At 38.9% G+C, this 13,023-nt stretch carries 8 protein-coding genes and 1 pseudogene; 3 read left to right on the forward strand and 6 right to left on the reverse strand.

Annotation, left to right across the window (positions count from 1 at the left end):
* Positions 1–96 precede the first annotated feature (96 nt).
* The 4 genes from PALI_RS07395 to PALI_RS07410 form a co-directional block, all read right to left on the reverse strand.
* Positions 97–573 carry a GreA/GreB family elongation factor gene (locus PALI_RS07395; RefSeq protein ID WP_193155435.1) on the reverse strand — a complete coding sequence of 159 codons (477 nt, stop codon included), beginning with the start codon at positions 571–573 and terminating at the stop codon, positions 97–99.
* Between the two features lie 139 nt (positions 574–712).
* Positions 713–1,648: a protein translocase subunit SecF gene (gene secF / locus PALI_RS07400; RefSeq protein ID WP_193155436.1), complete on the reverse strand. Its 936-nt coding sequence runs from the start codon at positions 1,646–1,648 to the stop codon at positions 713–715.
* Positions 1,641–3,479 (reverse strand): protein translocase subunit SecD, encoded by a 1,839-nt coding sequence (secD, locus tag PALI_RS07405; RefSeq protein ID WP_193155437.1) that lies wholly within the window; start codon positions 3,477–3,479, stop codon positions 1,641–1,643. Before secD ends, secF begins: the two co-directional genes overlap by 8 nt.
* Before the next feature lie 110 nt (positions 3,480–3,589).
* Complete coding sequence (locus PALI_RS07410; protein WP_193155438.1) at positions 3,590–4,051, reverse strand: hypothetical protein; 462 nt, start codon at positions 4,049–4,051, stop codon at positions 3,590–3,592.
* 103 nt (positions 4,052–4,154) lie between these two features.
* Here PALI_RS07410 and PALI_RS07415 point away from each other — a divergent pair.
* From PALI_RS07415 to PALI_RS07425, 3 genes and pseudogenes are all read left to right on the forward strand, one after another.
* Positions 4,155–5,914, forward strand: a pseudogene (locus PALI_RS07415) (ABCB family ABC transporter ATP-binding protein/permease).
* 584 nt (positions 5,915–6,498) lie between these two features.
* Positions 6,499–9,537, forward strand: a complete 3,039-nt coding sequence (locus PALI_RS07420) for a TonB-dependent receptor (protein WP_193155439.1) — start codon at positions 6,499–6,501, stop codon at positions 9,535–9,537.
* A 351-nt stretch (positions 9,538–9,888) separates the two neighbouring features.
* Positions 9,889–10,602 carry a YebC/PmpR family DNA-binding transcriptional regulator gene (locus PALI_RS07425; RefSeq protein WP_193155440.1) on the forward strand — a complete coding sequence of 238 codons (714 nt, stop codon included), beginning with the start codon at positions 9,889–9,891 and terminating at the stop codon, positions 10,600–10,602.
* An 80-nt stretch (positions 10,603–10,682) separates the two neighbouring features.
* Here PALI_RS07425 and PALI_RS07430 read toward each other — a convergent pair whose 3' ends face one another.
* Together PALI_RS07430 and gap are read right to left on the reverse strand one after the other, a co-directional pair.
* Positions 10,683–11,807 carry a sterol desaturase family protein gene (locus tag PALI_RS07430; protein WP_193155441.1) on the reverse strand — a complete coding sequence of 375 codons (1,125 nt, stop codon included), beginning with the start codon at positions 11,805–11,807 and terminating at the stop codon, positions 10,683–10,685.
* A gap of 209 nt (positions 11,808–12,016) precedes the next feature.
* Complete coding sequence (gene gap, locus PALI_RS07435) at positions 12,017–13,021, reverse strand: type I glyceraldehyde-3-phosphate dehydrogenase (protein ID WP_138585963.1); 1,005 nt, start codon at positions 13,019–13,021, stop codon at positions 12,017–12,019.
* Positions 13,022–13,023 lie beyond the last annotated feature (2 nt).

The following is a 13,023-nucleotide window of genomic DNA, read 5'->3' on the forward strand; positions in this document are numbered from 1 at the left end:
GAATAAATATCATCCAATAATTAAATGGTTGATAGGGAAAGTTTTAATAATTGCCTTGTGCTTTATTCAATGGCGCTTCGCTTAAAAAACCAAACCTTATAAAATCTCTACCACCATATATTCGTGGGCTACGTCTGCAATTGTTAACGTAATTTCATCATCAATTTGTTTATTTAATAACTGCTTACCCATTGGTGCGCCGGGTGTTACAACAGCAATTGCATGTTGTTTAACATTTACTGTTAAACCACCTGCTGCGGGGCCTAAATAAAACCATTTTTGCGCTGCGTTATCATCTTCTAAACATACCAGCGAACCGATAGCTATTTTGTCGGTTGGTTTTTCGTTAAAGACAGGCTCAAACAATTCTATGTTTTTATAGCAATCGTTTACACGCTGGGCTTGGCCTTGTGCTAAATAAGCGGCTTCGAGCCCTAGAGTATCGTATTTGTTTTCGGCTATGTTTTCTTCATGTGTGGCGGTATCGTGCGCGGTTTTTGCCGCTACTTTTGCTGTTGTAAGCTGCGCTTCTAGTGCAAAACGAAGATGTTCGATAACGTGGGCTTTATTCATGGGGATTAATACAATACAGGCTGTAAAAATAAGGCAACTAGTTTAACATTTTTGCGGGGTTTAAAACCATTATTTTAAACCCCGCAAGTTTGATTGGGATAGTTACCTTTAAAAATACTCTTTTCGTTTATTAAAAAACCTATGGCATATCTAATAATGTTTGCGTGTGGACATCTACTTTAACTTCGTAGTTTTTAGCGCTTAAGCCCAATAGCTCCGGCAAGGTTGCCGCTATACAAATAGACGAGAACGTACCCACTACAATGCCGGTAAATAATGCAATAGCAAAGCCTTGCAGTGGTGCGCCTGCAAGTAACCAAACGCTGGCAACCGTTGCAAGTGTGGTACCCGACGTTATTAAGGTACGTGTTAGCGTACTTTTAATCGCATTATTAATAATAGTCGCTGGGCTAAGTACATTGTTCGATTGAACACGTAAAAGCTCGCGCACTCTATCCCCTACTATTATTGAGTCGTTAAGTGAGTAACCAATAATAGCCAGTAAGCTGGCCAGCACGGTTAGGTTAAACTCAATTTGTAATAGTGAAAATAACCCAAGTACAAGTATTAAATCGTGCACTAGTGCTACCACAGAGCCGAGTGCTAAGCGCCACTCAAAACGCACTGCAAGGTAAATCATTACCGCAATCATTGCAGCAAACATGGCTAAACAGCCTTGATCAAATAACTCATCGCCCACTTGTGAGCCAATATAGGCCGAGGATAAAACCTGTGCGTTTATATCATCATTTTGTGTAACGGCGCTTTGCCAATCAAGGTTATTAGCTGTTGTTGATGCACTTGGCGCTTCTCTTAATTGAAAATGGCTATTACCTTGCGCGGTTAGCTCAAACTCACCGTTGTGATTTTTAGCAATAAACGATTGAAGCTCTTTTAGTTCAACGCTTTGGCTGGTTGTAAACTCTGTTAAATAGCCACCAGTAAAGTCTAGGCCAAAATTTAAACCTTTTTGCGCAAGCGTAACTACTGATAGCAGTACTAACATGGCGCTTAAAAGCATGCCCATAAAGCGTAAACGTGTGCCCGCCTCGCCTTTCAAAAAATAATTAAGCATGTGCTTTTACTCCTGCTTTTTTACCCATTTTTAAATACAACGTTTGGCTTAATATTTTTGATACGTACACACCTGTAAATACAGACGTTAAAAGCCCCAGTGCGAGTGTAATGGCAAAACCTTTAACGGGCCCGTAGCCTATGCCGTATAAAATAAGTGCGGTGATCATGGTGGTTATATTGGCATCAAATATTGTATTTGCGGCTTGTTTATAACCCTCTTGAATAGCCTGATATGGTGCACGGCCTTGGCGACGTTCTTCTTTAATGCGTTCAAATATTATTACGTTAGTGTCTACCGCCATACCTATGGTTAGTACTAGGCCTGCGATACCTGGTAGCGTTAACACAACCCCTGGTAATAATGACATTAAGCCTACAAGCGACGTTAAATTTAATATAAGTGCCACGTTTGCAATAAGACCCAAACGGCGATACCAAAGCGCCATAAATGCAAGAGTAATACCCATCCCTAACATAAGCGCGGCGAAGCCATTACTAATGTTTTCTTGACCGAGGCTTGGCCCTATTGTTTGTTCGTGCACAATTGTAACGGGTGCTGTAAGTGAGCCTGCACGTAGTAACAATGCTAGATCGGCTGCAGCTTGTTGGCTTTTCATATTGGTGATACTAAAACGCGAACTTAAATGCTGAGCAATATTGGCAACGTTAATAACGTCGCTTTTTTTAACTACTTCGCCTTTAGCATTTTGAGAATATTCAGAGTAAACCGTCGCCATTGGCTTACCAATATTGGCTTTTGAAAACGCCGACATCGCATCGCCGCCTTGGCCATCTAAACTTAGTTGTACCAATGGTTTACCCCAATCGTCGCGGCCTATATTGGCATTATTAATATGATCCCCCGTAAAGATTGGTACAGGATCGAGCTTTATAGTCCCACCCGATTGCATATTAAATGTTTGTCCGCCAATTTCTTTTAATTGATAAAAGCCAAGCGATGCGGTTGCACCGATAATACGCTTGGCTTCGCTAGGATCTTGCACGCCTGGTAGTTCTATACGAATACGGTGCTTACCTTGTCGCTGTGTTACGGCTTCGGTAATACCTAATTCTTCAATACGTGAGCGAAGGGTTGTAAGTGTTTGCCCCATGACTTCTTTGTCAAAGCTACTGCGCCCTTGCTCTGAATAACTAAATCTGGCGGTTTTAACGCTGCCATTATAGCTTGTTACCACGGCTAAATTAGCAAAGCGGCTTTGCAACTCTTCAATAACGGGGGCTAACTTGTCGGCTGCATTAGGCAATGCGTTTATTTCAAACCCGTGCTGAGTTTGCTGCGCTTTTACGCCATGTGCTTTTTGCTTAATGATGATCGATTTAGCTTGTAGATACGCACTGACTAATTGCTCATCAACGGCTTTATCTAAATCTACGTCTAGTACAAATAGCACACCGCCATTTAAATCAAGGCCAAGCTTTATTGGTGATAAACCAAAGTCTTGTAACCATGTAGGGCTGGTTGCATGCTCAACAATTTTAACTTGCGTGTTTGGGTAGTGTGCTTTTATAGCCGCTTGCGCCTGAGCGCTTTTGGTTGGCTCGTTTAAAAGTAGATTAATAGTTGAGTGCTTATCTAAGCCCTGCTCAACCTCTAGCCCTTGATTATTTAAAAAGGTAACTAGGGTTTTAGTGCTCGGTAAAAATTGTGTTTCGCTGTGCGGGGTAGCACTGATGTGCAACCACGATTTATTTGGATATAGGTTTGGTAATGCGCTGATAGCTAATAACACCAATACTATTAGCATGGCTATATAGCTTAATTTAAACTTAGCCGTAGACGGCTTTTTATCTTTTTTAAAACTTAACATGTTTTTTCCTTACTATCAGCCATTAACTGATAACGTACTTTCTAAAAGCACAATTAATCTGCAGGCTAAAACGTTAAACGTTGTAACCTAATAAAATTAAATAAGGAAAATTAAACGTGGTAAGTCGTTACAGCCCGATACAGTAAATTTGCATCTTTCCAGCCACTCAAGCGTGACTTATTACTATTAGTGACAAGCGTATACCAAGGCTGTATAGGATTCACCGCCCTTGGTCGTAAAAATATATGCCTAACAAGGTTTTGAGAAAAAAATTCAAAAACCACATCGTATTCTGGCTCTGCTTGCACATTAAGTAAAAAAAACGACGAATTATGTGCCGTCAACCGTGGTTGATGCACATCAAAATCGGTTTGATGTGTTTTTTTATGTTGTGGAGTATCTACAGACTCAGTAGCAAGCTGTATTTTAGTTAAATCGCCAATATGAGTAAGCGAAGCCTGCGTACTAACATTTATATTTAAATTTTGTGAGACGCCCATTGCATTGCTCTGCACACTAAAAAGTGCAGCAAGTAGCAAAAAGGCAGTTAAAAACACTCTAAATTTAAACATTCACGTTTTAAAACTAAAATAAGGGATGCGTAGTATATAAGGGCTAGTATTTGAAATACAATAGCCCTTAGCTATTTACTATATAATTTTACTGAGACTTTTAATGCGCCCCAGACAAAGCAGTGAAAAACGACCAGACGCCATGAATTTACGCCAAAGTGTAAAAACACTGTGGCCCTACCTTACAAAATTTAAAGGCCGTGTTTTTATTGCACTTATGGCGCTTATAGGCGCAAAAGGTGCCACGCTGTTAATGCCTTGGGCGCTTAAAGAAATAATAGACTCGGTTGATAAGTCAATTAACCCACTGTTAGTTATTCCTGCTTTATTATTGTTGATGTACGGTGCGCTACGTTTTGCTAGCGTATTTTTAGGTGAAATAAGAGATGCTGTATTTTCGCGCGTAACCGAGCACGCCATACGCGATATTGGTTTAAAGGTATTTAAGCATTTGCATTCACTTGAGCTAGCCTTTCATTTAGACAGGCAAACCGGCGGTATTAGCCGTGATATAGAGCGCGGTACTAGCGGTTTAAGCTTTTTAATGCGTTTTTTAATGTTTAACATTGTGCCTACTTTGTTTGAAATACTGACCGTTGCGATTATTTTTGGCACGTTGTTTTCTGTTTGGTTTGCGCTTATTACATTACCTTTACTGTGGTGGTTACCCAGTGGAGAAACCGCTTTATTAGAGAAGCAAATGCTGCCGACAATCAAAGTAATACCCGTGCTATAGACAGCTTACTTAATTATGAAACTGTAAAGTATTTTAATAATGAGCAGTTTGAAGCAAAAACGTACGACACCTTTTTAGCAAACTGGGAAAAAGCCCGTTTAAAAAATAGAATGTCGTTGCTCGCTCTCAACTCAGGCCAAGCACTCATTATTGCTTGTGCTATTACCGCGTTAATGTGGTTGGGCTCAACCGAAGTAGTCGCAGGTACGCTCTCTATTGGTGAACTTGTGATGATTAACGCATACATGATTCAGCTATTTTTACCGCTTAACTTTTTAGGTTTTGTGTACCGCGAAATAAGACGCGCGCTAACCGACCTTGAAAATATGCTTGGACTACTTAATAAAAAACCACAAATAACCGATGCACTTAATGCTCAAGAGCTCAATATTAGCCATGGTGAAATAACATTTAATAATGTAAGTTTTAGTTACGATACGCATCGGCCTATTCTTAATAACCTTAGTTTTAGTGTTAAAGCTGGCAGCAAAGTAGCCATTGTTGGTGCCAGTGGTGCAGGTAAAAGCTCATTGGCCCGACTGCTTTATCGTTTTTATGATGTAAGCGCTGGTGAAATTAGTATCGATAATCAAGCAATAAACTCAGTAACACTTAATAGTTTACGAAAAGCCATTGCTATTGTGCCGCAAGACACCGTGCTGTTTAACACTACTATTCGTGAAAATATTGCTTACGGCAGGCCATCAGCAAGCGATGCTGAAATTGACGAAGCCATTGCAATGGCGCACTTAAAAGACTTTATAGCGACACTTGATAAAGGCGATAAAACACTGGTTGGCGAACGTGGTTTAAAAGTATCCGGCGGCGAAAAACAGCGTATTGCCATTGCACGCGCTATTTTGAAAAAGTCCCCTATTTTAATTTTTGATGAAGCAACATCGGCACTCGACTCTCATTCTGAGCAAGCAATACTCGCGGCAATGCGTGAAGTTGCACAAAATCATACAAGTGTCGTTATAGCCCATAGGTTATCTACTATTACCGATGCCGATAACATACTGGTATTTAGCAAAGGCGAATTAGTTGAACAAGGTACTCACGCAGAGCTATTAATACACAAAGGCCAATACTCACAAATGTGGTTATTACAGCAACAAGAAGATTAATAAAATTACGTTTTTAAAAGCCTCAAAAAATCAAAAGCGAAGCCGTTACCTTAAAAATATACAGCATATAAATTAGGTAACTGCTTTGAGGTAAATTTTCCGCACTCGTTTTTTAATATACGAAGATCCTAGGGTCTGTTGACCTTTCAGGATTAAAATTTGTTCAATCTAGGGGCGATTTAATCGCGGCGCGAGGTTTGTAATCGAGTGGGCTAAGTAAAAACCGAGCAACAAAGAGTAAATTGCCCCTAGAAAGAACCCAAAGGACAGCGCATGTTTGTCATTTATGCTGCTTTATTGCCTATTTATGGGGAATAACCACACACCATAGGCTCTGCCTTGCCTAAATACCAAACAGTATGCTGCAAAATCAATAGTTCCTTACCGCTCATAATCCAATCAATCCTAATAGCTTTTTATAAAAAACTGAACAACAGCGAACACACCAACAGTAAATAATCAAAGACCCAATTGATAACAAAAAAATAACATATTGCAAATATAGTTAACAAGATGTAAATTAATATACACAAAATAGAAACATAGACTCTATTAATAATAACTTTTCAATTTTGGGATAAAATATGAAAAAAAAAATTAATAAAAACTTTAAGCGTTCTTTATCTGCATTAGCTATATCGACTGCAATGGCGATAACAGCGCCTACAGTATTAGCCGCCTCAAACACATCAGGTTCAATATATGGTCAAGCAAAAACTGGTGCGACTGTCACATTTAAAAACCAAGCTACAGGGCTAAGTCGTAAAGTTATTGTTGGCGCTGATGGCCGTTTTAACTTTAAAGATGTGCCTACAGGTAGGTATACAGTAACAAGCAGTAATGGAATTTCCCGTGAAATTTTAGTAACACTCGGCACTGGTAGTTCAGTTCTTTTTGATCAGAGCACTGAGATTATTCAAGTCTTCGCTTCAAAAATACGTGCTATAGATACAAGCTCTGTTGAATCAACGATGGTTTTTAGTCAAGAGCAGATTGAGTTATTACCTATAGGCCGAGATTCAACCGCCATCGCACTTTTGACACCAGGTACAGTCCCCGGCGATGATGATTTTGGTAACCTACCCTCTTTTGGTGGCTCATCTGTTGGTGAAAATGGTTTTTACATTAATGGCTTTGATGTAACAAGTTTACGTACTTTACTAAGCTTTGCTGAGTTACCTTTCGATGCTATCGGACAAACACAAGTTAAAACAGGTGGTTATGGAGCAGAGTTTGGCCGTTCGCTTGGTGGTATAACAAATGTAATTACTAAAAAAGGAACTAACGAATGGCAATTTGGTGGAGCTGTTTATTACACTCCAGATAGCCTGAGAGAATCAGGAATAGACACCGTTGATCGTACTCCTAGTGATGAAATAGTATATGCAGGATATAACTCTGATAATTATAGAAATAGTTTAAATTATAACTTTTCGGCTGGCGGCCCATTAATCGAAGATGCGCTTTTTATATACGCCAATGTCGAGTTTCAGGATGACGAACGAGATTACTATAAGCGTGATACGAGTAATAACCGCTCTATTACAAACCCAAATGGTATTGTGACCCTAGATTGGTATATTACTGATAACCACATCCTTTCAGGTACTTACATACAAAATGAAACTAAAATAGACAGAACATATTATGCTAACCCTGCTGATCAATTTTACACAGGTCAGCATGGCAATGAAACGTCTAGTTATACTGAAGAAAATGGCGGTGATATATTCATCATAAATTATAATGGTCACATAACAGATAATCTATCATTGAGTTTGATGTATGGCGAACTTGAAAATAAAGAAGAAAATAAAAACCCACGTAATCCTGATCCAGAAGCGGCTCTATGTGCTTTAGCCTATGATACCTTTGGCGTTTCATTTTCAGCACGTAAAAATATTGGTTGTTTTAATCCATCACAAACTGAAATAGGTGCTCTTGATGCCGATTCAGACCGTGACGAGCGTAAAAGTTATAAAATTGATTTAGATTATACTTTAGGCGATCATAATATTAGGGCTGGTTATAATAATGAAGAATATACTTCATTTACAATAGGCTCTTCTTATACTGGTAGTAATTACTATCGCTACATTGATGTTAGTGAAGGGGGTTATTCATCTACAGGTATAAATGGCGTTGACCTTCCACTTGGTACTAAGGCAGTTCGTGTACGTACTAACGATAGCAAATCTGGCAACTTTAAAGTAGAAAATACGGCCTTTTATATTGAAGATAATTGGCAAGTAACCGACGAGCTACTTCTGTATTTTGGTATCCGTAATGAAACTTTCACTAACTATGCCGCTAATGGTGAAGTATTCGTAGAAGCTGATGACTTAATCGCACCAAGAACTGGTTTCTCTTGGGATATAGACGGTGATTCATCTAAAAAACTTTACGGTACTCTAGGTCGCTATTATATCCCTATCGCTGGTAATACAAATATTAGAGCAACACGTTTAGAATCCTCATCAGAGCATTTTTATTATGTTGACGGTTTTAATCCTGCCACTGGAGAACCAATAAACCTAGGTACAGAAATTGGTACCGGCTATAACGATTTACAAGTCCCCGACCCTAGAACAATCGCTGTCGCTGATTTAGATCCTATGCATCAAGATGAATTTATTCTAGGTTATCAACAGCAAGTTTCTGATAATTGGACCGCTGGTGTGAAGTTTATGTACCGTAAAGTTCAAAATGGTATGGATGACATGTGTTCTCATGATGGTTTTTTCAAATGGGCTGAAGCAGAAGATATTCCAGTTGCAAACGAAGCAAATGGCTGGGCAACGCCCAAAGGTGGCTTTGATGTGAAGTCGACAGCAGGTTGTTTACTGGTAAATCCTGGTAAAGATCTGAAGGTGTTTATGGATATCAATGGGGATGGGAAAGTAACAGAGCAAACAGTTTCAAATAAATACTTTGATCTTCCTAAGTACAAAAGAAGTTATAAAGGCCTAGAATTTACATTAGAGAGAGCATTTTCAGATGGTTGGTACACAAATATTTCTTACGTATATTCAAAAAGTGATGGGAATATAGAAGGCTATGTAAATTCAACTCTTGGACAAGAAGATGCTGGCGCAACTCAAGATTTTGATCATAAAAAGTTTCAAGATGGCTCTGATGGATACTTACCAAATGATCGCCGCCACCAGTTTAAAGCTTATGGTGCTTATAAAGTAACTGAAGAAATTACTTTAACAGCAAATATGAATATGATGTCAGGTACTCCTCTTAGCTGTACTGGTTATATTCCAACTGATGATATGAATAAAGGTGATGGTAACACTATTTATGATGAGCCTAACTTTAAACGTTACGGTGCTTCTAGTTTCTATTGCGGTGGTGAACTAACTAACCGTGGTGACTATGGAACAACAGACTGGATCTATATGCTCGATGCGGGTGTAACGTATGTTCCTGATTGGGCAGATAATAAACTCACTTTAAAAATGGATGTATTTAACTTACTTAATGTAGATAAAGTGACTGAATATAATCAAACAAAAGATAAGTCTCAAGGAAGTACAGACGTAAATCCAAACTTCCTTGCACCAACAGCCTACCAAGCTCCAAGAAGCGTTCGCTTTACCGCTAGGTATAACTTTTAAATCCATTTAATATTATTCTCCCTTAGAGCACTGACTTAGTTGGTGCTCTTTTTATTTGTATATAATACTTAACCTGAACTCTGGTTAAGAGATTTACTAACGTATTGAATCATAGTGATATTTAAATTTATTTTTCTCTAGCCAGAGATTTTCAGTGAAAACAAAGCGAATTTACGCGTCAATAGCGGGCCTATTGCAAGTAAATTCAACGTAGTTAGCGCTGAAAATAGCTGCTCGAGATAGATTTATTATCCAGAGTTCAGGTTACTTACTAGCCCTTGAATGCATTTACCTTTAGAATACGCACTATAATTTTATTCTATTATTTACATATATTAAGGCGAAACGCAGATGGGAAGAGCTTACCAAAACAAAAAAGATTCAATGGCTAAGACTGCGGGTGCTAAAACTAAAGTTTATTCTAAGTACGGCAAAGAAATTTATATTTGTGCTAAAAACGGCGGTGTAGACCCTGATGGTAACTTATCATTACGTCGTTTAATTGAACGTGCTAAAAAAGACCAAGTACCAGCACACGTTATTGACCGCGCAATCGATAAAGCAAAAGGCGGTGGTGGTGAAGACTACGCAGCAACCCGTTACGAAGGTTATGGCCCAGGTAACTGTATGATTATTGTTGACTGTTTGACAGACAACAACAAGCGTACCTTTGCTGATGTACGTGTTTGTTTTACCAAAGCAAATGCTAAAATTGGCGCTCAAAACTCTGTTTCACATTTATTTGATCATCTTGCTATTTTTGTATTTGACGGTGATGACGACGAAGCCGTACTTGAAGCACTTATGATGGCTGATGTTGATGTAACTGATGTAGAAGTAGATGACGGTAAAGTCACTGTTTTTGCTCCTCACACAGAGTACAACAATACGCGTACAGCGCTTGAAGAAATGGGCGTGTCTGAATTTGACGAAGACCTAATTAGCTTTGTGCCACAAATTGAAACGCCGATTGAAGGTGAAGACATTGAAATTATGGAACGCTTTTTAGGCATGTTAGAAGATTGCGACGACGTACAAAACGTTTACCATAACGCGCAATTCTAAACGCCAAATAATTATAAAAAAGGGAGCAACGTGTAACACGTTGCTCCCTTTTTAGTTTATGATTTTTCAATTAACTGAAGTTATTTAGTGCGCTTAAACGGGTAAATCTGTTGTTTAAGCATACCTACTGGCATGTAATCCCCGACTACACCATACGCTTGTGGCCACTCTTTTTGGCCTTTAACAGCCGTGCCAAACACATAATCTAAAAACGAAAAATGCGCAGCGTAATTTCGGTCAATCGCGACTTTGTCTGACGCATGATGCCAATGATGAAACTGCGGTGTAACCATAACATATTTTAGCCAACCAAATTTGACACGTACATTTGCATGGTTAAATACCGCCTGTAAACCCACAATAATTACGTACAAACTAATTATTTGCTGTGAAAACCCCAGTACAAATATGGGTGTGAGCACTAAGCTGCGCGTAACCAGTATTTCAAGAATATGTTGGCGAGAGCCCGCTAACCAATCCATTTCTTTAGCGCTGTGATGTACGCCATGAAAGCGCCATAATAAAGGGATTTCATGATAAGCACGGTGCACCCAATATTGCATTAAATCGGCCACGAGTATAATTAAAAACAGCTGTACCACAAAGGGTGTTTGCTCTATATAACCTTGTATTGTCGACGATACAGCCCACCCAAAGCCATAATGCACAAAGTGATTAGTAACGAGTAATACAAAGCCAATAATTAAATGATTTACAAAAAAGTGATTTAAGTCTCCTCGCCATTCACTACGTAATATTTTTTGATCTTTACGATGAGGAAATAACTTTTCAATCACAATAAATATGAGTGTTGAGCCGAGTAAATCTAAAATAAACCAATCGAGCCCTATATAAGGTGTATCAGAAGCAAATTCGTTTACTTCAACGTTTGGTCCGCCAAACATAATGGCGAGTAAAATAAAAAACCATGCCGTAGCCCCTAAGCGCTTATTGGTATTACGTACAAAGTTAAGTAACCCTAAACTGCCCGAAAGCAATAATGCTGCAAACATAAGCTGACGTAAAAAATCGACGCTGTAGCTCTTACGTAGCTCTGGCGTGGTTAAATATTCAGGAAAGTGAAACGCTAATACGCCTAAGCAACTCAATACTGCTAAAAAGCAGGCTACGTAACCGCTTATATTACCTTCACCTATTTGCAGATGATTAGTGCGAAATATCTTTCGTGATAAAGCTTTGATCATTGTTGTTATTCCTTGCGTCGTTGAGTTGATTAAGTACAACGAAATTTCCATTGGTTTACACGTCGCTATATTAACAAAATTTGGAGTATAAAAAATACAATTAGATCACCCCCTACCTCTCTGCTAGCAAGTATTCGTATAATCCAAGTACAAAAAAGCCACGCAATACGTGGCTTGGTTGGATAAAGCAAAAACTTTTACACGGTCAATTATAAGTACTGACCTAATGCTTTAACTTGATCTAACATGCGGTTTGAGAAACCCCATTCATTGTCGTACCAAGCCATGACTTTAACTAGTTTACCGTTTGCTTTAGTTTGCGTTGAATCAAAGATGGACGACGCTGGATTATGATTAAAGTCTATAGATACAAGCGGAAGCTCATTGTATTGTAAAATATCTTTCATCGAACCTGTCGATGCTTCTTTCATAATTGCATTGATTTCTTCTGCCGTTGTATCGCGTTTAGTGATAAACGTAAAATCAACTAACGATACGTTGATTGTTGGTACACGTACCGACATACCGTCTAATTTACCAGCAAGCTCTGGTAATACCAAACCTACCGCAGCAGCTGCACCCGTTTTCGTTGGGATCATAGATTGAGTTGCACTGCGCGCACGGTATAGATCTGGATGGTACACATCAGATAAGTTTTGATCGTTCGTGTAGGCATGGATTGTCGTCATGCTGCCTTGTTCGATACCTACGGTATCGTTAATTGCTTTTGCTAGAGGTGCTAAACAGTTAGTAGTACAAGACGCATTAGAAATAATGTTGCTATCAGCATTTAGTACATCGCTGTTAACGCCATGAACAACAGTTGCATCCATATCTTTACCAGGAGCTGAAACAATTACTTTTTTAGCGCCTGCTTCAATATGTTTTGCAGCATCATTACGCGCAGTAAAAAAGCCAGTACATTCTAAAACGATATCTACGTTTAGCGCTTTCCATGGTAAGTTTGCAGGGTCGCGCTCTTGCGTTAACGTAATTACGTCATCACCAATTAACATGGTGTTGTTTTCAAGTGTTACTTTTTTAGAAAATTGGCCATGTACAGAATCATATTGCGTTAAATGTGCATTAACATTAGCAGGTGCTAAATCATTAATTGCGACAATTTTAATTTCGTTGTTCTGAGCTGACTCGTAAAGTGCACGTAATACATTGCGACCGATACGACCATAACCGTTAATTGCTACATTAATCATTT

The sequence above is a fragment of the Pseudoalteromonas aliena SW19 genome (genome assembly GCF_014905615.1).
Classification (GTDB): domain Bacteria; phylum Pseudomonadota; class Gammaproteobacteria; order Enterobacterales; family Alteromonadaceae; genus Pseudoalteromonas; species Pseudoalteromonas aliena.